Raw genomic sequence first — 19,877 nt, 5'->3', positions numbered from 1 at the left:
CGAGGGTCAGGCGTGTGCCCTCGCCGCACCGGTGAGGTCGACGATCCGGTCGCTCCAGCGGTCCAGCAGGGTCTGGTCGTGAGTGATGACCAGGACACCGGCGCCCTGGGTCCGCTGGTAGTCGCGGATGACGGCGGCGACGTGTGCCTGGGTGGAGGCGTCGAGCATCGCGGTGGCCTCGTCGCAGAGCAGGTAGTCGGGGCGGTGTACGAGGGCACGGGCGAGGCAGGCGCGTTGCAGTTGCCCGTCGGACACCGCGTGGGGACGCCGGCCGCGCAGATCTGCGGTGAGGCCGACGAGGTCGGCGAGTTCGGTCACCCGTTCGCGGACCACCGACTCGGGCGTCCGGGTGGCGCGCAGCGGTTCGGCGATCAGGTCGGTGAGGCTCAGTCGAGGGTCGGCGGCGGCGCGCGGGCTCTGGAAGAGGGCGGCGACGCGGGTCCGTAGGGCGACCGGCACCGCGTACCGGACGGCGTCGACAGCGGTGCCGTCGATGCTGACCCGGCCCTGATCGGGTTGGTGCAGCAGGGCCAGGACCCGGACCAGTGTCGACTTTCCACAGCCGGACGGCCCGCGCAGTCCGACAGTCTCGCCCCGGTCGACCCCCAGGGTGACGCCGTCGAGAACGACCTGGCGGCCGTACCCGACTGTCACCCGGTCGGCGAGGAGGTGCGTGCTGCTCACGTGACGGCTCCGAAAACGATCGGGTGGTGGCAGGCCACCGTGCCGCCACCGGTGACCGGTGTCAGCTGTGGTCGGTCCGCGCAGGTGTCGGTGCGGTGTGGGCAGCGGGGCGCGAACGCGCACCCGGGGGGCAGCGCGGTGAGCATCGGCGGGTCGCCCGGCACCGGCCGGAAGGCCCGGTCCGGCAGGGCGTCGAGCAGCGCCGAGGCGTACGGGTGGGTCGGCGCGGTGAAGAGTTCGTCGGTGTCGCGGTGTTCCACGATGCGGCTGGCGTACATCACGGCGACGGTGTCGGCGACCCGGCGTGCGGCGGCCAGGTCGTGCGTGATGAGCACGACGGCGGCGCCGTTGTCGCAGCGACGCCGCAGCAGGTCGAGGGTGTGGTCGACCAGCGGCCGGTCCAGCCCGGTGGTGGGCTCGTCGGCGATGAGCAGCGACGGGTCGGGTGCCAGCGCGAGCGCGGTGACAAGGCGCTGCGCCATGCCGCCGGACAGCTCGTGGGGGTAGCGGTCCAGGTCCGCTGGGTCGAGCCCGACGTCGACCGCGAGGTGGTCGGCGTCGGCGCGGTCACGGCCGTGCGCCCGCAGCGTCTCGGCGAGCAGCCGCCGTCCGGTGCGGACCGGGTTCAGGGCGGTGGCCGGGCTCTGCGGGACCAGCCCGACCCGACGCCCGCGTACCCGCCGGGCCAGCTGGCGCTGGCCGCAGGTGACCAGGTCGACCGGGTCGGCGCCGGGGTGGTGCAGCACGGCGTGGCCGGTGGTCGTGGCGTTGCCGGGCAGGAGGCCGAGCAGGGCGTGGGCCAGGACGGACTTGCCGCAGCCGGACTCGCCCACGATGGCCAACAGTTCGCCGGCCCGGATGGTGAGGCTGAGATCGCTGACGGCGCGCACGCGTGCGTTCCGGAGCCGGAACTCGACGCCGAGGCCGTCGACGGCGAGCAGCGGCCGAGTCACCACGGCCCGGGAAGGCGCCGAAGCGGGAACGGATTCGGTGGTGGTCACAGGTGCAGCTCCGCTCGGACCCGGGGATCGAGGCGGTCGCGCCAACGGGCGGCGAGGACCGCGATGGCGAGGGTGATCACGACGATGACCGCGCCCGGCGCCAGGCTGGCCCACCAGGCGCCGGTGAGCAGCGACCCCTGACCGTCGTTGATCATGTTGCCCAGCGACGCGAGGTGCGGCGGCAGGCCGAGACCGAGGAACGACAGGGCGGTCTCGTGCCACACCGCGTGCGGGATCATCAGGGTGGTGGCCAGCGCCAGCCGGGGTAGGACGTGCGGCAGCAGGTGCCGGGTGAGGACCCGGAGCCGGCCGGCCCCGCCGCTGATGGCGGCGTCGACGAACGGTCGGGTCCGAAGGCTCAACAACTCGGATCGGACGATGCGGGCGGTGGAGAGCCAGTGGGTGAGCCCGACGGAGGCGATCACCGCACCGAGGCTGGGACGCAGCATGGCGACGATGAAGATGCCCAGCAGCAGGTGCGGCATCGCGGCGATGGTGTCCACGATCCGCATCAGGATCCGGTCCACCCGGCCGCCGAGCGTGCCGGCGATCCCGCCGACCACGCCCCCGAGGACGGTGGCGACGAGCGCGGCGACCGCGCCGACGAGCAGCGACACCCGCAGTCCGTAGATGGCACGGTGCGCCACGTCGCGGCCCAGGTCGTCGGTGCCGGCGAGGTGGGTCCAGGACGGCGCCAACCGGGTCTGGTCCAGTGCGACAGCGCTCTGGTCGAGCGGCCAGACGAGCGGGGCGAGCAGCGAGCCGGCGACGGCCACGAGCAGGACCAGACCGGCCGCGACGGCGCCGGCCTGGCCGGGCCGCAGCCGCAGCCGCGACCGGGCCACTCGGAGCAGCGGCGGTCGGGCGGCGAGGTCAGCCATCGAGTCGTACCCTCGGGTCGGCGGCGGCATAGGCGAGGTCGGTCGCGAGGTTCGCGGCCAGCACCACAGCTGTGGTGACCAGCGTGATCGCCGCCAGCAGCGGGAAGTCGCTGCCCAGCGCGGCGGCGACAGTGACGGCGCCGAGGCCCGGCAGCGAGAAGACCGTCTCGACCAGCACCGCCCCGCCGACCAGTTCGGGCAGGTGGGTGCCGACCAGGGTGAGGAACGGCAGCAGCGCGGTCCGCAGCGCGTGCCCGAACAGCACCGTCCGACCGGGCAACCCGCGTGCCCGCGCCGCGAGCACGTGGTCGTCGCGCAGGCTCTCCGCGACGGCGTCCCGGACGAACAGCACGAACCACGGCGCCTGGGACACGGCCAGCACCGCGACCGGCAGGATCAGGTGGTGCGCCACGTCGCCCCAGGAGGTGCTGGTCGCTGTGACGTCGGTGAGCCCGCCCGCCGGCAACCAGCCCAGGGCCAGCGCGAACACGGCGATCGCGGCCAGGCCCAGCCAGAACACCGGCATCGACTCGACCGCGTAGGCCGCCGTCCGCAACGCGCGGTCGAACAGCCCACCCCGGCGGTACGCGGCCAGCGCGCCCAGCAGCAGGCTCGCGACCAGGACCAGGGCGAGGGTCACGCCGATCAGGAGCAGCGTCCAGCCGGCCCGGGCGGCGAGCACCGAGGCGACCGGCTCGTGGCGGCTGGTCGACCAACCCAGGTCGCCCTGCACCAGGTTGCCGATCCAGCGCAGGTACTGCACCGGAAGGGGGTCGTCGACGCCCCAGTTGGCGCGCAGCTGGGCCAGGTTCTCCTCGCTCGCGGTGAAGGCCGCCGCGCCCGCGTACTGCTTCGCGGGGTCGACCGGCGAGGCGGCGCCGAGGGCGAACATCCCGATGCTCGTCGCGACGAGCACCGGCACGGCGACGAGGAGCCGACGCCGGACCACCGCGCCGGCCCCGGCCAGGCGACCGGAGCGGCTCACGACCGGGTCCAGGTGTCGATGTTCCACCAGAGACTGTTCGCCACCCCGTGCTCGTGCGCCTCGACCCGCGGGGCCACACCCCGCACCGAGGACTTCAGCACGTAGGTGTGCCGCAGATAGGTGAGGAACAGCCACGGTACGTCGGTGGCGAGCTGCTTCTGGAACTGCGCGTACGCGGCCTTGCGAAGGGCCGGGTCGATCTGGTCGCGACCCTCCTGGAGGGCACTGTCGGTCACCTCGGAGCGGTACGAGCCGGGGTTGAAGTAGCCCTGCCCCGCGAACCGCGAGCCGAACAGCTTGTACGAGACGAAATCCGGGTCGTACGGGGTGCCGTAGCCCATCAGCAGGGCGTCGGACTTCATCCGCGGGTCGATGGCGTCCCAGGTGAGCCCCGCCGGAGTGACCTCGATGCCGATTTTCTTCGCGTCGGCGGTGACGGCGAGGGCAAGATCCTTGCGCAGCGTGTCGCTCGCCGGGTACATCAGCGTGAACCGGGCCGGTCGGCCGTCCTTGACGCGTACCCCGCCGGGACCCGGGGTCCAGCCGGCAGCGTCGAGCAGCGCTCCCGCCGCCGTCGGGTCGGCGGTGGGCTTGCCGACGATCGCCGGGTCGGCGAACTCGGAGGTCGGCGGGATCGGGCCGAACGCCGGTTCGCCGGCCCCACCGAGGAGCCCGGACACCATCGCGGCCCGGTCGACGGCCAGGTTGAGCGCCCGGCGGACCGCCGGGTCGGCGAGGACCGGGTTGCCCGTCGGCAGCATCACGCCGCGGTAGTCGGCGGTCGGCACCCGCTGCACCCGGTACGTGGCGTCGGTGTCGAAGCCGGAGGCCAGCTTCGGCGGCAACTCGGCGGCGTCGAACTCGCCGGCGCGCATCCGCTGGGCGCGGACGTTGTCGTCGGCGACGAACGCGACCACCACCCGGTTGTTCTTCGGCCGGCCGCCGAAGTAGCTCTCGTTGGCCGTGAGCACCAGGCGGTCGCCCGGCGTCCAGGACTCGACCCGGTACGGCCCGGTCCCGATCGGCTCGCGATTGAACCCGGCGGTGTTGATGTCCTGCCCGCTGAGCAGCTTGGCCGGCACGATGCCGAGGGTGAGTCGCTGCAGGAATGGCGCGTACGGGTAGCGCAGCCGGAACACGACGGTGGCGGCGTCGGGCGCGGTCACCGACTCCACCATGTCCAGGTCGGAGCGGAGCGTCGAGTCGACACTCGGATCCAGGACGGCCTGGTACGTGGACAGCTCCGGCAACGCCGTGGCCAGACCGGCGACGAGGCGGTTGTCGTCGTCCCGGGTGACGAGGCCGTCGAAGATCAGCGAGGCGCCGTCGACGCCGTAGTTGAGCACCGGGTTCAACGCGTCCGGCTCGTCGGAGGTGGCGACGACGAGCGTCGCGCCGCCGGATGTGCCGTCGGGGGTGGCCGGGGCCGAGCATCCGGCGAGGACGAGCATCCCCGCCGCCGCGGTCGACGCCACGAGGCGTCGGAAGGTCGGACGCATCCGGGTCACGAGGGCTCCTGTGGTGTGGGGAGGATCGTTGATCGGGTGGGCGCGGTGCCGCAACCGTTGATCATTACGGTGGCACAGTTGCCACTCCTTGGCAATTACCAAAGACTTGCATCATGATGGTGGGTCAGGAGCAACCGTCGGTGTTGCGGTCACCCCGGACCAGTTAGGGTTCCGGGATGTTCCGCGCCGTCGTGTTGATCGCTGCCGTGGTGCTCGCCGCCGACCAGCTCACCAAGTACTGGGCCGAATCCGCGCTCTCCGGCGGGCAGACCATCACGGTTCTCGGTGACCTGCTGCAACTGCGACTCGTGTACAACCCGGGTGCCGCCTTCTCGATCGGCTCCGCGTACACCTGGATCTTCGCGGTGTTCGCGGCGGCGGCGGTGGTCGCGGTGACTGTCGTGGCGTGGCGGGTCACGTCGCGCGCCTGGGCGGTGGCGTTGGGCCTGGTGCTCGGCGGCGCGGCGACGCACCTGCTGGACCGCCTCTTCCGGGAGCCGGGGTTCGCTCGCGGGCACGTGGTGGACTTCATCGACTACGCCGGGTTCTTCGTCGGCAATGTCGCCGACATCGCCCTGGTGGTCGGCGTGGGCATCGTCATGCTGCTCAACGTGCGCGGCGTTCCGCTGCGCGCGACGGCCGGGCGGGGCGATACCCGCAGCGACGAGCAGGTGTCGTCGTCAGGCGCCTGAGCTGCCCGGCGGGCTGATCAGGACGACCTCCAGCCGGCGCGGCCCGTGCACTCCCTCGACACGGTTGAGCTCGATGTCGCTTGTCGCGGACGGGCCGGAGATCCAGGTCAGCGGGGCGCGCGGGTCCAGTCGGGTGAACGCCTCCGGCAGCAGACCGACGACCTGGTCGGTGCGGACGACGCAGATGTGCCGGTCGGGCACCAGGGTGAGCGCACGCCGCCCCTGCGCCGGGCCGGCGTCGAGGATGATCGTCCCCGTGTCGGCGACCGCGACGGCGCAGCCGGTCAGGACCGCGTCCAGGTCGTCGAGGGCGGCCGGTGACAGCGGGGGAGCGTCGCGGTGCAGCTGCCCGGCGTAGCCGGCCAGCCAGTCGGCGGGGACGTCAGTGGGGACGGCGAGCCGGTCGACCTCGCCGAGCAGCCGGGGTAGGGCGTCGATGCCGTGGTGGACGACCGCCCGGTAGTCCTCCAGGCGGTCGACGAGGGCTGCGATCAGGTCGGGTCGGTCGTCGACCCGGCGGTACCCGCGGGGCACCTGCACCGGCGGCGGGCTGTCGGCCAGGGCCGTCCGGAGCCGCGCCAGGATCTCGTCACGTGCGCTCACTGCTTTCCCCACCATTCCCGGAAGGTCTGCGGCGCGGGCAGCGGCAGGTCGCGCGACCGGGTCCACGCCGAGGCGGGCCAGGGCAGTCGCCGCAGCGTCCGGGCGCCGGTGCGTCGCTCACGGTACGCCCCGAGCGGCCCCGCACCGGCCCGGGCCAGCCGCAGGGCGACGGCCCAGCGTCGGGGGCTGCGCATCACCCAGGACAGGACGCGCATGGTGGCCCGTTCGGCCGGCGGGTGCGGTGCCTGCTGGCGGAGGTGGACCAGGATCTCCGGAATGTTGATCTTCACGGGGCACACGTCGTAGCAGGCGCCGCAGAGGGTCGACGCGTACGGCAGCGAGGCGTTGTCGGCCACGCCGGTCAGCTGCGGCGACAGGATCGCGCCGATCGGCCCCGGGTACACCGATCCGTACGCGTGCCCGCCGGCCCGCTCGTACACCGGGCAGACGTTGAGGCACGCGGAGCAGCGGATGCAGGACAGCGCGGGCCGCCCGACCGGGTCGGCGAGCACCGCGGACCGGCCATTGTCGACGAGGACGACGTGCACGTCCTGCGGGCCGTCGCCGGGGGTGACGCCGGTCCACATCGAGGTGTACGGGTTCATCCGTTCGCCGGTCGAGGATCGCGGCAGCAGTTGCAGGAAGACCTCCAGGTCGGTGAAGGTCGGCAGCAGCTTCTCGACGCCGACGACGCTGATCAGCGTCTCGGGGAGGGTGAGGCACATGCGCCCGTTGCCCTCGGACTCCACCACCACGAGGGTGCCGGTGTCGGCGACGGCGAAGTTGGCGCCGGAGACGGCGACCCGGGCGGAGAGGAAACGTCGTCGCAGGTGGACGCGGGCGGCCTCGGCCAGCGCGGCCGGTTCGTCGCTCAGGTCGGCCGGCGCGTCGGACATGCGACGCTGGAAGATCTCCCGGATCTGGGCCCGGTTGTAGTGGATCGCCGGCACCAGGATGTGCGAGGGGGTGTCCTCGCCGAGCTGCACGATCAGCTCCGCGAGATCGGTCTCGTACGCGGCGATCCCGGCGGCCTCCAGCGCCTCGTTGAGTTCGATCTCCTGGGTCGCCATCGACTTGACCTTCACGACCTCGTCGGCCCCGGCGGCCCGGGTCAACGCGACAACGATCCGGCACGCCTCGGCCGCGTCGCGGGCCCAGTGCACTGTGGCGCCGGCAGCGGTGGCGGACGCCTCGAACTGTTCCAGCAACTCCGGCAACCGACGTTGGACGTCCGCCTTGATCGCCGAGCCGGCGTCCCGCAGGGCCTCCCAGTCGGGTACCTCGTCGACCACCCGCGCTCGCTTGGCGCGGATGGTGCGGGTGGCCCGGTGCAGGTTGGCCCGGAGTTGCGTGTCGGCGACGGCCGGCTTGGCGGCGGTGGGGAAGGGCAGCGGCGTGCGGATCCGCCCGCTCCCGGTGGCGGGTGCGACCGGATGGCTCATGAGGTGGCTCCCGTCTCGGCGAGAATCTCGGCGTAGTGCACCGCCCGTACGCCCGACCGGTGGCGGTCGAGGCCGCCGCCGATGTGCGCCAGGCAGGAGTTGTCGGCCGCGGCGAGCACCCGTGCGCCGGTGTCGCGGACCCGGGCGCACTTGTCGGTGAGCATCGCTGTGGAGACGTCCGGGTTCTTCAGGGCGAACGTGCCGCCGAAACCACAGCACTCCTCGGCGTCGCCCAGCTCGACCAGCGTGATCCCGCGTACCTGGCGCAGCAGGGTCAGTGGCCGGTCGCCGAGGCGCAACATGCGCAGACCGTGGCAGGTGGGGTGGTAGGTGACAGTCTCCGGGAACTCGGCGCCGACGTCGGTGACGCCGAGAACGTCGACGAGCAACTCGGACAGCTCGTACGTGCGGGCGGCCACCGAGGTGGCGGGCGGGTGCAGACGCGGGTACTGGTCGCGGATCATCGCGGTGCACGACCCGGACGGCGCGACGATGGCGTCGTAGGAGTCGAAGACGTCGACGTAGTTGCGCACCATCGGCATGGCCTCGGCCCGGTAACCCGTGTTGGCGTGCATCTGCCCGCAGCAGGTCTGGTCGGCGGGGAAGTCGACGGTGTGGCCGAGTCGCCGCAGGATGCGGGTGACCGCGATGCCGGTGGCCGGGAACGCGAGGTCGTTGACGCAGGTGATGAAGAGGGCGATCCGCACGGCGGCTCCTCGGATGTGTGGGGGTGGGTCACGCCGAGTCGCGCGGTGTTCCGGGGGTGGGCGGCTGGTCGAAGGCGGGCAGGTGGCGCTCCCGGGCGGCGCAGAGGTGGGCGCGCATCGCCTCGGTGGCGGCTGCCGTGTCGCCGGCGACGATGGCGGCGGCGATGCGCTGGTGCTCGGTGTTGGTGTCCGGGGCGCCGGCGACCGGAAAGTACAGCCGGTGCAGGTGCAGGTGTGAGTGCAGCCGCGTGATGGTGTCCCGCAGCAGTGGGCTGCCGGACACCTCGGCGATGAGGTCGTGGAATCTCGCGTCCAGCGCGGTGAAGGCGGCGTGCCGGCGATATCCGTCGCCGGCCTCCACGTCGATGCTCGCCGCCGCCTCGGCGCTGATCCGGTGGCGTGCTTCGGCGGAGGCGTGCGTGGCGGCCCGTCCTGCGGTGGCGCCCTCCAACAGGTGGCGGACGTCGAACAGGTCGTCGAACTCGGCGCGGCTCAGCAGCGGCGTGGTGGTGTAGCCGGAGAGCGGGCGTTTACGGACCAGGCCGTCGGCCTCCAGCCGGGCGAGGGCCTCGCGGACCGGGGTGGGGGAGACGTCCAGCTCCCGGGCGAGCGCGTCGATGTTGACCCGCTCGCCGGGGGGAAGGATGTGGTCCATGACCAGCGTCTTTATCGACTCGTAGACGTCCTCGGTGAGGGTGAGCCGACGGGCGGGACGGAGCCGACCCTCGCGAGGTTCCTGCTGGGCCATCTCGTCTCCTCAGCCACCTCTTGACTGTGCCGGTGTGAGCGAGTACACACTAGCAAGGCAACATCCTATAGGAAATAGGGGCTTTGCGTCCTATGCACTGGAGGTCGGGTTCGTGAGATTCATGCGCGTCGGGCCGGTGGGGCGGGAACGCCCCGTGCTGTACGTCGACGGTCGGCACTTCGACCTCTCGTCGCTCACCGCCGACATCGACGGCGAGTTCCTCGCCGGCGACGGCGTCCGGCGGGCCCGCGAAGCCACCGACCTGCCCGACATCGACGTCAGCGGTCAGCGGGTCGGCGCACCGATCGCCCGGCCCGGGGTGGTGCTCTGCGTGGGGCAGAACTACGCGGCGCACGCCGCCGAGTCGGGTGCCACGCCGCCCACCGACCCGATCATCTTCTACAAGGCGCCCAACACCGTCGTCGGCCCGTACGACGAGGTCCTGATCCCGCGCGGATCGACGAAGACCGACTGGGAGGTCGAGTTGGCGGTGGTGATCGACCGACCGGCCCGCTACCTCGCCTCGCCGGCCGACGCCCTCGGGCACATCGCCGGGTACGTGCTCTCCAACGACGTCTCCGAACGGGACTTCCAACTCGCCGTCTCCGGCGGCCAGTGGTCGAAGGGCAAGTCCTGCGAGACGTTCCAACCGCTCGGCCCGTGGCTGGTCACCGCCGACGAGATCGGCGACCCGCAGGCGCTGCGGCTGCGCTCCTGGGTCAACGGCGAGCCCCGCCAGGACTCCAGCACCAAAGACATGATCTTCGACGTGGCGTACCTGGTCTGGCACCTGTCCCAGTTCACAGTCCTGGACCCGGGCGACGTCATCAACACCGGCACCCCGCAGGGAGTGGCGCTCTCCGGCCGATTCCCGTACCTCACCGCGGGCGACGTGATGGAGGTCGAGATCGACGGCCTCGGCCGGCAGCGCAACCCGCTCCGGGACGCCTGATGCGGTGTGACGGTCTCGTGGCGGTGGTGACCGGCGGCGGATCGGGGATCGGTCTCGCCTGCGTGCGGGCGTTCACCGCCGCCGGCGCCCGAGTGGGTGTCCTGGACCTGGAGTTGGCCGGTCTGCCGGAGCATTCCGGCGTACTCGGCGTCCGGGCGGACGTGGCCGACAGGTCCTCCCTCAGCGCGGCCGTCGCCTCGGTCGCGCAGGCGTTCGGCGGCATCGACATCCTGGTGAACAACGCAGGCATCTCGGCCGTGGGCACTGTGGAGGAGGACGACGACGAGCGGTGGAGCAGGGTGCTCGACGTCAACGTCTCCGGCGTGGCCCGAACCAGCGCCGTCGCCCTGCCGTACCTGCGCCGGTCGTCGTCCGCGGCGATCGTCAACATCTCCTCGATCGCGGCGACCGTCGGCCTGCCCCGACGCGCCCTGTACTCGGCGTCGAAGGGCGCCGTGCACGCCCTCACCCTCGCCATGGCCGCCGACCTGGTGACGGAGGGCGTCCGGGTCAACTGTGTCGCCCCCGGCACCGTCGACACGCCCTGGGTGGCCCGCCTGCTCGCCAGCGCGGCCGACCCGACGGCGGAGAAGCGGCAGTTGGCGTCTCGGCAGCCGACCGGCCGCCTGGTGACCGCCGACGAGGTGGCCGCCGCCGTCGTCTACCTCGCGTCGCCCGCGACCAGGTCGGTGACCGGTTCGTCGCTGCCGGTGGACGGCGGCATGTCCGGCCTGCGCCTACCCGCCCGGGTCCCGCCCGCGGCCGATCCTGGCGAACCGGGCGCGTGACATGATTGCGCCATGGGGAAACAGCAGGACGTCGGCGCGGCCGACAGTCACAGCGAGTCCGGCACCACCGCCCACCGTCCGATCGGTGGCGGCGATGACGCTCGGCTCGCCCTCGCACAGGACCCCACAACGCCACAAATGACCCTTATCGACCTGGCCTCCGACCCCTCGGCCCTGGTCCGCAAGGCGGTCGCCGCTCGGGCCGACGCCCCCGCGCAGGCCCTGCGCCCCCTGACCCGCGACCACGATCGTCAGGTCCGTGAGGCCGTGGCGAGGAACCCCTCCACCTCGATCGCCAACCTGATGCGCCTGGTCAAGGACGCCGACCGGTGGGTCCGCTGGGCGGTCGCCGGCAACCCGGCCTGTGACGAGTCGATCCGCCAGGTCATGTCGGAGACCTCGGACAAGGAGCTTCGTGGTCTCCTCGCGGAGAGTCGGGAGCTGGAGCCGGAGCTGGCCGCCAGGCTGATCGACGACGTCTCACCCGAGGTACGGGAACGACTCGCCACCCACACCCACGACCCCGACGTGATCACCGCCCTGCTGGCCGATCGCACCGCTCGCGTACGCAAGGGGGTTGCCCGCAACCCGCGGACCACCGCCGAGCAGCGCAGCGCGCTCGCCGCGGACCCGGTGGTCGACGTCCGTGCCGCGCTCGTGCGGGCCGTCGAGCTGAGCGAGGCGGACCTGACCCGCCTGGTCGACGACCGCGCGGTGCAGGTTCGCATGGCGATGGCGACGTCCGAGTTCGTTCCGCCGCGCATCCGGCAGGCGCTCGCCCGCGATGCCGACGAGATGGTGGCCAGCGCGGCACGGGACTACCGCCCGGGGTCGGGCAACGCCTCAGCCGTGCGGGCACCCCGCATCGCGCACCGGCCCTCCGCCGCCGGCGCGAATCGATCGGGTGGCGGCACCGCCCGGTAGGACCGCGCCGCGTCCCGGGCCGTGCAGAACGGAACGTACAGCTCGGGTACTCAGGCTGGTCTCGAAGCATTCACATGCGTCGTCCCGATCCTCTCTACGCTGCGAATGCCCAGCTTGTGGGCAGATGTCGGCAAGGGAGGATCAGCAGTGCGCATCAGGAGATCCAGGTCCAGGTTCGTGGCGACGGCCGCGGCGCTGATGGTCGCGGTGGCTGGCGGAACACTCACCGGGGGTACGGCGAGCGCTGCCGAGCCCTCCCAGTTCACAGTCGTGGACGGGGCGATCCGTACGGCGACCGGCACCCCAGTGCCTTCCTCCGGCACACACGCCTCGCTCTGGGGCAACTCCAGCTACGCCACCACCAGCATCAGCGGCTCCGGGCGTGTGCTGATCGGAGCCATCGGGGACAACTGCCAGGGCTGGCCGACTGTCCTTGTGACGGTCGACGGTGTCGCCGTCGGCCAGACCGCCATCGTCAGCGCGACCAGCTACGGCACGTACCCGGTCGGCGCGGCGGTCGGCGGCGGGCAGCACACCGTGCGAATCCAGCTCATCAACGACTTCCGGGCCGACCCCTGCGACCGCAACGTCCACATCGCCTACGCGCGGATGGAAACCGCGAGCGCCACCGACACGAAGTTCAGCTTCGCCGTCCTGCCGGACACCCAGCAGGAGGTGCTCAACAGCTCGGACACCCGGTTCCGCAACCGCACCAACTGGCTGGTGCAGAACCGTTCCGCGCTGGACCTGCGCTACGTGACGCACTCGGGTGACGTGGTCAACTGGGACACCCCCGACCACTCCCAGTACGTCATCGCCCGCGACGCGATGCGTCCGATCGAGACCGCTGGCCTCCCGTACTCGCTGGCGATCGGCAACCATGACACCCAGGCGACCGGCGAGGGTGGTTCCGCCCGGGACCCCGCCCACACCCGGGAACTCGTCCGCGACACCACCGTCTTCAACCGGTACTTCACCGCTGGCCAGTACGGCGCGGTGAAGGGCCAGTTCGAGACCGGCAAGGTCGACAACTCGTACTCCACCTTCACGGCCGGCGGGGTCCAGTGGATGGTGCTGACCCTGGAACTCTGGCCCCGGGTAGCGGCCGTGAACTGGGCCAGGAGCGTCGTCGCCGCCAACCCCCGGCACAACGTCATCGTGGTCACCCACGACTACATCGACGGCAGCGGCAACATCGAGCAGAGTGCCGGGTACGGCGCGACGAGCCCGCAGTACCTCTTCGACAACCTGGTCAAGCGGTACGCCAACATCCGGTTCGTCTTCTCCGGTCACACGGGCATCGCCGCCAACCGGGTCGACACCGGGGTCAACGGAAACAGGATCTACTCGTTCCTCCAGACGTTCCACTCCAACAGCACCAACCCGGTACGCCTGGTCGAGGTCGACACCGCCGCCAACTCGCTGCGGACCTGGATCTACGCCCCGTACAACAACCAGTCGTTCACCGAGTACGACAGGTCCTTCACAGGGCTCGGGGTGGTCCGCTGACGCTGAGGTGGCGCTCCGCCGAGCGGCGGATGCGCCCGCGAGCGTGATGACTCACGGGCATCATGACGCCCGTGAGTCATCACGCTGGTCGGGGCGTCCGCCCCACGACGACGACCGTGCGGGTTGGTGATCCCAGCACCACTCACCACCTCGATCAGACCCGGGTGATGAGTCGTCGCGTCCGCGCCCGTCATACCTACGACAGGACATGACGAGGCGGAAGGATGACGTGATGAGTGCGGACACGCGGCTGGAGGAGCTGGGCGTGAGCGGTCTGGGCGAGGTCGACGAGCCGGCGTTCTCGGGGTTGGCGCAGGGGCACCGACGGGAGCTGCACGTGCACTGCTACCGGATGCTCGGGTCGTTCGAGGACGCCGAGGACACCGTGCAGGAGACGTTCCTGCGGGCCTGGCGGCGGCGGGAGACGTTCGAGGGGCGGTCGACGTTCCGGGCCTGGCTGTACCGGATCGCCACCAACGCCTGCCTGGACCTGCTCGCCAAGCGCCGCCCGGAGCCGGCGACCGGCGGCGAGGTGCTGTGGTTGCAGCCCTACCCGGACCGGCTGCTCGACGAACTGCCCGCTGGCGACGCGGACGAGCCGGAGACCCTGGCCGTCGCGCGGGAGACGATCGAGCTGGCGTACCTGGTCGCTGTGCAGCACCTCGCGCCGCGCCCGCGGGCCGTGCTGATCCTGCGGGACGTGCTCGGCTGGCCGGCGAAGGACGTCGCGGAACTGCTCGGAGACTCGGTCAACTCGGTCAACAGTGCTCTGCAGCGGGCTCGTGCCGGCATGCGGGAGCACCTGCCCGCCGAACGGCAGGACTGGACCGGCGGCGAAGAGGACGCCGGGACGCGCGAGCTGGTGCGCCGCTTCACCGACGCCAGCGTGGCCACGAACGTCGACGCGCTCGCTGGCATGCTGCGCGACGACGTCCGCTACTCGATGCCGCCCACGCCGGGCCTGTACGTCGGCCGCGACGCGGTGGTGAACAGCTGGGTCGAGGATGGCTTCGACGGCATGACGGGCCTGCGCGCGGTCCCCACCTCGGTGAACCGGCAGCCCGCCGTCGCCTTCTACCACTGGCGGGAGCAGGAGGGCGCGTACCTGCCGCTGACGCTCGACGTTCTGCGCATCACCGACGGCGCGATCACCGAGGTCTTCATCTTCCACGACGACCAGTTCCCGCGGCTCGGGCTGCCGGAGCGCCTGCCGGCGGACGGCACGGAGTAGTCCCGCGGCACCGGCGTCCGCGCGCTGCGCAACCCCGGCCGCCGCACCGCGAGGGTGCGTGTCGTCACGCCCCGGGCCGGCACATGCCAGTCAACACATCCGGTACGCCAGCCTCGAGATGAGGGAGACGACATGAACAGCACGAAGGACACCGAGATCGTCGCCGGCCCGGCATCGGGCCAACCTGGCCACACCCACCGAGTCCGTGGGCTCGCCGGCACCGGTTTGATCGCCACGCTCGCGGCGATGGTGACCACCACCCTCGCCGCCGCGCTGGCCCGGGCCGTTGGCGTCGACTTCGAGATCCCCGATGGTGGCGAGACGATTCCGTTGTCGGGGATCGCAGTGGTGACCGGCTTCTTCTCGGTCGTGGGCGTCGTCATCGCCGTGGCTCTGCTCCGGTGGAGCGCTCGGCCGGCCGCCCGGTTCGTGTGGACCGCTGTGGCGCTGACCGCGCTCTCACTGGTCCCGCCCCTCATCTCCGGGGCGACCATCGCCACCAGCACCGCCCTCGTCGGGCTGCACCTCGTCGCCGCAGCGGTGATGATCCCCGTCCTGGCTCGGAGCCTGCGTACCCGGACCGACTGACGACACTTCGGGCTGGCGGTTGCGCCCACCGAAACGGCAGGAGGGCCGGCCCGACGGGCCGGCCCTCCTGGGAAAACTATGACCGGGTGACGACCCCCAGGTCTGGTTCGAGGGTGATGGCGTCGACGTTGACGTTGCCGTTGTCGGTGGGGCCGAAGACGAGGTCGACCGAGTCGCCCCGGGCGATCGGGAGCTTGACGGTCTGCTCCGACCAGGTCGGCCAGGTCGGAAGGGTCGGCATCTGGACCTGCACCGATGCCGTTCCGCTGCGCAGGGTCATCGTCTGGGTGGCGCCCATGGCGTTGCCGTACCGCAGCCGGACCAGGTAGTCGCCGTCGCCGGAGACCGGGGCGGTGAACCGTACCCCGCTGTTCTGGGTCTTGAGGCAGGCCACGAAGCCGCTGCCGGTGTATCCGGCGTGGTTGGTTCGCAGGCAGGCCTCACCGAGCAGTTGCGCGGCCTCCGCCTGGAGGGTGTTCGGCCCGGCGGTGAGCGCGGCCGTGGAGGCGAGCAGCGTCGCCGCCACCTCCGGGGTGATCTGTCCCGCCGGAGCGGCGGTCACGAGGGCACCGAACCGGTCGAGAGCGTCCCGCATCGAGGCGGTGTCGTTCGCCGACGCGGACCGGGTCGCGGTGGCGATCTCGCCCAGCAGCCGCCTGGACAGCGCGGGGTCGATGCTTCGCAGGTCCGCGGCCAGTCGCACGTTCCTCGCGATGGAGAGCATCCCGCGCGGAGGCCCGAGTCGAACGCTGAGCAGGTCGTCGATCGCGGTGCGCGCCGTCACTGTCACCTCCGTCAGCGGCTGACGATAGAGATCCAGGCGCAGGTTCTGCAGCGCGCGCAGTCGCCCGGTCACGTCGCCGCTGCTCAGCTCGGCCTCGGCCTGGGTCGCCCGCTGCTGCAACGTGTCGAGCGCCGCCGGGGTCACGTCGTCGGACCTGTGCAGCTGTTGGAGGAGCCGCTGCATGGAACGGGTCTGCGGCACCCGGACCTGCTTGCCGTGCTCGCCGGTCGGGGCGCCGACGGCAACCTTGAAGTCCTGGTCGGGAACCTGGGTCGCCGGCAGAGTCAGCTCGACGGTGGTGCTCGCGCCTCCGGCGACGCGGACGGTCCGGGTCTCGCCGACGGCGCGACCGTCGACGATCAGCTGAGCGGGGAGGGCCGCCACGGTACTTCCGGTGTTGGTGAGCGGCGCGGTCACGGTCAGCCGCTGGGTGGTCTCGTCCAACGTCGCCTCGGCGGCGCCGACCTTCGCACGCGGCGCGGCATACCAGTCGAGGTCCCGCACGTCCTCGTCGGAGGCGGGCCGGATCCGGACCGCCTGGCCGCCGCCGGCGACCAGCGACATGCTGAGATCCGTCGATGGTCGCACGAGGACCTTGCGGATCTCGACGGGCAGTGGGTTTCCGCGCCAGGTCGTCTCGGCGGCGTCGGCGTAGATCTCCGCCACGTACGAGCCGCGGGACAGGAACGACATCGGCATCGTGAGGGTCCTGTCGTTCTCGTCGGTGATGGCACCGACGTACCAGGTGTCGCCGTGCCGGCGGGCCGTCGTGGTGTAGTCGCCAATGACGCTGTCGAGCACTCGGCTCTCGTCCCAGGTGGTGGGCAGATCCTTCAGGTACGCGAAGCCGGGGTGCGCGGCGTAGTTCTCCGGGGTGTCCGCGAGCATCTGCAGCGGGCTGTAGAAGATCGTGGAGAGTGCCAGCTGGGCGGTGGACGTGGTCTGGACGCGGGTGCCGAGCTTGGCCGGGTCCCAGGTCACGTTCAGCACGCCGGGGGTGTAGTCGGCCGGGCCGCCCATGAATCGGGTGAACGGCAGGATGGTCGCCTGCGCCGGTGGGTTGCCGTTCGCGCCCTTGTAGTTCTGCTGCTCCATGCCGGCGACGCCTTCGCCGCTCATCATGTTGGGGTAGGTGCGGGCCAGCCCGGTCGGCTTGATCGACTCGTGGGCGTTGATCGTGATCTGGTGCCGGGCCGCGGCGTCGATCACCCGCTGGTAGTGGCGGACCGCCTCGTGGTCGAAGTGGCTGCGGTTGACCCCGCCCAGCAGGAACTTGGTGGCGTAACCGGTCTTGATCGCGTGGATGCCGAGCGCCTCGTACCGGGAGAAGATCTCCTCAAGGTGCTGGTCGTAGTAGTCCACATCGCCGCGGGTTTCGTTGTGCGCGATGTACTCGACGCCGTTCTGCTTGGCGTAGTCGAGCACTGCCGGCAGGTCGAAGTCGGGCTGCGGGGTGAGGAAGTCCTGGTTCGTCCAGTTGCCACCGGCGTTCGTGTTCCAGCCCTCGGCCAGCACGAACTTGGCGCCGGCCTGCTTGGCCAGGTCGATGTACTGCTTGAGGCGAGCCGTGGTGGCGCCGTGGGTCGGGCCGTACGTCCAGGTGGTCTGCCGGCGCTGTAGCTCCCACCACACGCCGACGTAGCTGGCCGGCTTGATCCACGACGTGTCGTCGGCGCAGATCGCGCACGGGTCGTTGAGGTTTTCGATGAGGTGGGACTCAGCCAGGTCGCCGGGTCGTTCGCCGATGGTCAGGGTGCGCCACGGGGTGGAGAAGTCTCCGCGCAGCTTCGCCTTCGTGCCGTCCGGCAGGCTGATCAGTTCGCTGGAGAACCGTCCCGGCTGACCCGGCACCGCCTTCAGCGTCATGCTCGGGTAGTCGGTGAGATCGGCCTCGTGCATCACCAGGTACGTCTTCCCGGACGACACAGTGATGGGGGTCTGCGCCGTCGGCACCGTCGACAGGGGCTGGTCGCGGTAGTGCTGCTCGTCGGCGTTCCAGTCCTTGCCGGCGGCGATGGACCAGCTTCGCGCCGCCGGGTCCAGGGTGAACTCGGTGCGCTCGGCGGTCACCGTGTAGTCGTCGAGCCCTGGCTGGGCCGGGATGTGGTAGCGGATGCCGACGCCGTCGTCGAAGACCCGTACAACGACGTCCAGGCGGAAGCCCGTGCCCGCCTGCACGGCGTGGACCGTGAGTTCACGAGCGTGGTCGCGGACGGTGCCGTCCGTGCCCCAGAGCGGCTTCCACGTCTCGTCGATGGTGCGGCGTTGCACAGAGACCACGCTCATCGCCTCGGTGAGGCTGGGGCGTCCGGCGAGGTCGAGGCCGAGACCGGAGGCGCCGACGATCGTCTTCCCGCGGTTGGTCACGCTGTACGCGAGCCGTCCACCGTCATCGCTCACGGCGACGCCCAACGTCCCGTCGGGAGAGCGGACGGTCGGCCCGCCGTCCAGCGCGGCGACCACCGGTTCGGCGGCGTGCGCAGGTGCCCCGAGCAGCCCGGATGAGATCGCGAGCGCCGCTGTCACCAGCAGGCCCAATCTCCGTGTCAACCCTCGACCAGCTTGTGCACGTCTGTCCCCATCCTTGCCCGTGGCCGTGATCCGGCCGCAATACCTGGGGACCCTAGATCCGAATGATCATGCTCCGGTCATCGGGTGGTCGTTGCACCCGATAGCCGGATGGTGAAGAGCGTGCCTCGGCCCGGCTCGCTCTCCACCTCGACCGTGCCGCAGGATTGCTGCGAGGTATTCACCTGTGTCGTGCCCATTCCTCCTAGGCTACGAATGCCCAGCTTCTGGGTGTACGTCGTCAAAGGAGGATCAGCGGTGCGAATCAGGAGATCAGGGTCAAGGATCGTTGCGATGGCCGTGGCGACCGTGGTCGTCAGCGCGGGGGGAGCGTTCGCCGGCAGCACGGCGAGCGCCGCCGAGGCGCGGATGGAGACCGCGGGCACCACCGACACGAAGTTCAGCTTCGCCGTCCTGCCGGACACCCAACAGGAGGTGCTCAACAGCTCGGACACCCGGTTCCGCAACCGCACCAACTGGCTGGTGCAGAACCGTTCCGCGCTGGACCTGCGCTACGTGACCTCCTCCGGTGACGTGGTCAACTGGGACACCCCGGACCACGCGCAGTACGTCATCGCCCGCAACGCGATGCGGCCGATCGAGAACGCCGCCATCCCGTACGCGCTGGCTCTCGGCAACCACGACACCCAGGCGGCCGGCGTCGGTGGCGCCCCCCGAGACCCCGCCCGCACCCGCGAGCTCATCCGCGACACCAGCGTGTTCAACCAGTACTTCACCGTGAGCCGGTACCGCGCGGTCAGGGGGCAGTTCGAGACCGGCAAGGTCGACAACTCGTACTCCACCTTCACGGCCGGTGGCGTGCAGTGGATGGTGCTGACCCTGGAACTCTGGCCCCGGGTAGCGGCCGTGAACTGGGCCAGGAGCGTCGTCGCCGCCAACCCCCGGCACAACGTCATCGTGGTCACCCACGACTACATCGACGGCAGCGGCAACATCGAGCAGAGTGCCGGGTACGGCGCGACGAGCCCGCAGTACCTCTTCGACAACCTGGTCAAGCGGTACGCCAACATCCGGTTCGTCTTCTCCGGTCACACGGGCATCGCCGCCAACCGGGTCGACACCGGGGTCAACGGAAACAGGATCTACTCGTTCCTCCAGACGTTCCACTCCAACAGCACCAACCCGGTACGCCTGGTCGAGGTCGACACCGCCGCCAACTCGCTGCGGACCTGGATCTACGCCCCGTACAACAACCAGTCGTTCACCCAGTACGACAGGTCGTTCACGGGCATCGGCGTGGTCCGCTGAGGCGATCGAGGCG

General features: G+C 71.2%; 18 protein-coding genes. 8 read left to right on the top strand and 10 right to left on the bottom strand.

What is annotated here, in order from left to right; all coding sequences use genetic code 11:
- Window positions 1-6: 6 nt before the first annotated feature.
- Genes KBX71_RS02690 through KBX71_RS33480 form a run of 5 tightly spaced genes read right to left on the bottom strand, consistent with a single transcriptional unit; the run spans window position 7 to window position 5,050 of the window.
- Entirely contained in the window at window positions 7-684 is a 678-nt protein-coding gene (locus tag KBX71_RS02690) for an ABC transporter ATP-binding protein (protein ID WP_210816348.1), read from the bottom strand.
- Window positions 681-1,685, bottom strand: coding sequence for an ABC transporter ATP-binding protein (locus KBX71_RS02685; protein WP_307846934.1), 1,005 nt, complete (start codon window positions 1,683-1,685; stop codon window positions 681-683). The genes KBX71_RS02690 and KBX71_RS02685 overlap by 4 nt, the downstream gene beginning before the upstream one ends.
- Window positions 1,682-2,566, bottom strand: coding sequence for an ABC transporter permease (locus KBX71_RS02680; RefSeq protein ID WP_210816347.1), 885 nt, complete (start codon window positions 2,564-2,566; stop codon window positions 1,682-1,684). Before KBX71_RS02680 ends, KBX71_RS02685 begins: the two co-directional genes overlap by 4 nt.
- Window positions 2,559-3,578, bottom strand: a complete 1,020-nt coding sequence (locus KBX71_RS02675) for an ABC transporter permease (RefSeq protein ID WP_307846933.1) — start codon at window positions 3,576-3,578, stop codon at window positions 2,559-2,561. Before KBX71_RS02675 ends, KBX71_RS02680 begins: the two co-directional genes overlap by 8 nt.
- Complete coding sequence (locus KBX71_RS33480) at window positions 3,548-5,050, bottom strand: ABC transporter substrate-binding protein (RefSeq protein ID WP_247682876.1); 1,503 nt, start codon at window positions 5,048-5,050, stop codon at window positions 3,548-3,550. Before KBX71_RS33480 ends, KBX71_RS02675 begins: the two co-directional genes overlap by 31 nt.
- Before the next feature lie 185 nt (window positions 5,051-5,235).
- Between KBX71_RS33480 and KBX71_RS02670 the strand changes: the two genes are divergently transcribed.
- Window positions 5,236-5,751: a signal peptidase II gene (locus KBX71_RS02670; RefSeq protein WP_210816345.1), complete on the top strand. Its 516-nt coding sequence runs from the start codon at window positions 5,236-5,238 to the stop codon at window positions 5,749-5,751.
- On the opposite strand, the gene KBX71_RS02665 is transcribed toward KBX71_RS02670, so the two are convergent.
- The 4 genes from KBX71_RS02665 to KBX71_RS02650 are packed head-to-tail and all read right to left on the bottom strand — an operon-like array spanning window position 5,740 to window position 9,251.
- The gene (locus KBX71_RS02665; protein WP_307846932.1) at window positions 5,740-6,354 is read right to left on the bottom strand and encodes an LUD domain-containing protein; all 615 of its coding nucleotides are present in this window, start codon (window positions 6,352-6,354) and stop codon (window positions 5,740-5,742) included. The genes KBX71_RS02670 and KBX71_RS02665 overlap by 12 nt on opposite strands.
- Window positions 6,351-7,796: a LutB/LldF family L-lactate oxidation iron-sulfur protein gene (locus tag KBX71_RS02660; RefSeq protein ID WP_196926132.1), complete on the bottom strand. Its 1,446-nt coding sequence runs from the start codon at window positions 7,794-7,796 to the stop codon at window positions 6,351-6,353. The genes KBX71_RS02665 and KBX71_RS02660 overlap by 4 nt, the downstream gene beginning before the upstream one ends.
- The gene (locus tag KBX71_RS02655) at window positions 7,793-8,503 is read right to left on the bottom strand and encodes a (Fe-S)-binding protein (protein ID WP_210816343.1); all 711 of its coding nucleotides are present in this window, start codon (window positions 8,501-8,503) and stop codon (window positions 7,793-7,795) included. Before KBX71_RS02655 ends, KBX71_RS02660 begins: the two co-directional genes overlap by 4 nt.
- A 28-nt stretch (window positions 8,504-8,531) precedes the next feature.
- Entirely contained in the window at window positions 8,532-9,251 is a 720-nt protein-coding gene (locus KBX71_RS02650) for a GntR family transcriptional regulator (RefSeq protein ID WP_210816342.1), read from the bottom strand.
- A gap of 112 nt (window positions 9,252-9,363) precedes the next feature.
- On the opposite strand from KBX71_RS02650, the gene KBX71_RS02645 reads away from it, so the two are divergent.
- The 6 genes from KBX71_RS02645 (at window position 9,364) to KBX71_RS02620 (ending at window position 15,243) form a co-directional block, all read left to right on the top strand.
- Window positions 9,364-10,203 (top strand): fumarylacetoacetate hydrolase family protein, encoded by an 840-nt coding sequence (locus tag KBX71_RS02645; protein ID WP_210816341.1) that lies wholly within the window; start codon window positions 9,364-9,366, stop codon window positions 10,201-10,203.
- Window positions 10,203-10,991, top strand: a complete 789-nt coding sequence (locus tag KBX71_RS02640; RefSeq protein ID WP_210816340.1) for an SDR family NAD(P)-dependent oxidoreductase — start codon at window positions 10,203-10,205, stop codon at window positions 10,989-10,991. Before KBX71_RS02645 ends, KBX71_RS02640 begins: the two co-directional genes overlap by 1 nt.
- A gap of 12 nt (window positions 10,992-11,003) precedes the next feature.
- The gene (locus KBX71_RS02635) at window positions 11,004-11,915 is read left to right on the top strand and encodes a hypothetical protein (protein WP_210816339.1); all 912 of its coding nucleotides are present in this window, start codon (window positions 11,004-11,006) and stop codon (window positions 11,913-11,915) included.
- Between the two features lie 177 nt (window positions 11,916-12,092).
- Window positions 12,093-13,424: a carbohydrate-binding domain-containing protein gene (locus KBX71_RS02630; RefSeq protein ID WP_307846931.1), complete on the top strand. Its 1,332-nt coding sequence runs from the start codon at window positions 12,093-12,095 to the stop codon at window positions 13,422-13,424.
- Between the two features lie 232 nt (window positions 13,425-13,656).
- Window positions 13,657-14,655 carry an RNA polymerase subunit sigma-70 gene (locus KBX71_RS02625; protein WP_210816337.1) on the top strand — a complete coding sequence of 333 codons (999 nt, stop codon included), beginning with the start codon at window positions 13,657-13,659 and terminating at the stop codon, window positions 14,653-14,655.
- Window positions 14,656-14,787: 132 nt separating this feature from the next.
- On the top strand, window positions 14,788-15,243 hold the full coding sequence (locus tag KBX71_RS02620) for a DUF6069 family protein (RefSeq protein WP_210816336.1): 456 nt from the start codon (window positions 14,788-14,790) through the stop codon (window positions 15,241-15,243).
- Window positions 15,244-15,319: 76 nt separating this feature from the next.
- On the opposite strand, the gene KBX71_RS02615 is transcribed toward KBX71_RS02620, so the two are convergent.
- Window positions 15,320-18,577 (bottom strand): glycoside hydrolase family 97 catalytic domain-containing protein, encoded by a 3,258-nt coding sequence (locus KBX71_RS02615; protein WP_210816335.1) that lies wholly within the window; start codon window positions 18,575-18,577, stop codon window positions 15,320-15,322.
- Between the two features lie 312 nt (window positions 18,578-18,889).
- On the opposite strand from KBX71_RS02615, the gene KBX71_RS02610 reads away from it, so the two are divergent.
- Window positions 18,890-19,864, top strand: a complete 975-nt coding sequence (locus tag KBX71_RS02610) for a metallophosphoesterase (protein WP_247682837.1) — start codon at window positions 18,890-18,892, stop codon at window positions 19,862-19,864.
- Window positions 19,865-19,877: the final 13 nt, after the last annotated feature.

It is taken from the genome of Micromonospora sp. D93 (genome assembly GCF_018070365.1).
GTDB classification, from domain to species: domain Bacteria; phylum Actinomycetota; class Actinomycetes; order Mycobacteriales; family Micromonosporaceae; genus Micromonospora; species Micromonospora ureilytica.
Note: the sequence above shows the minus strand (reverse complement) of the source record. Positions and strands in the feature narration are given on the sequence as shown.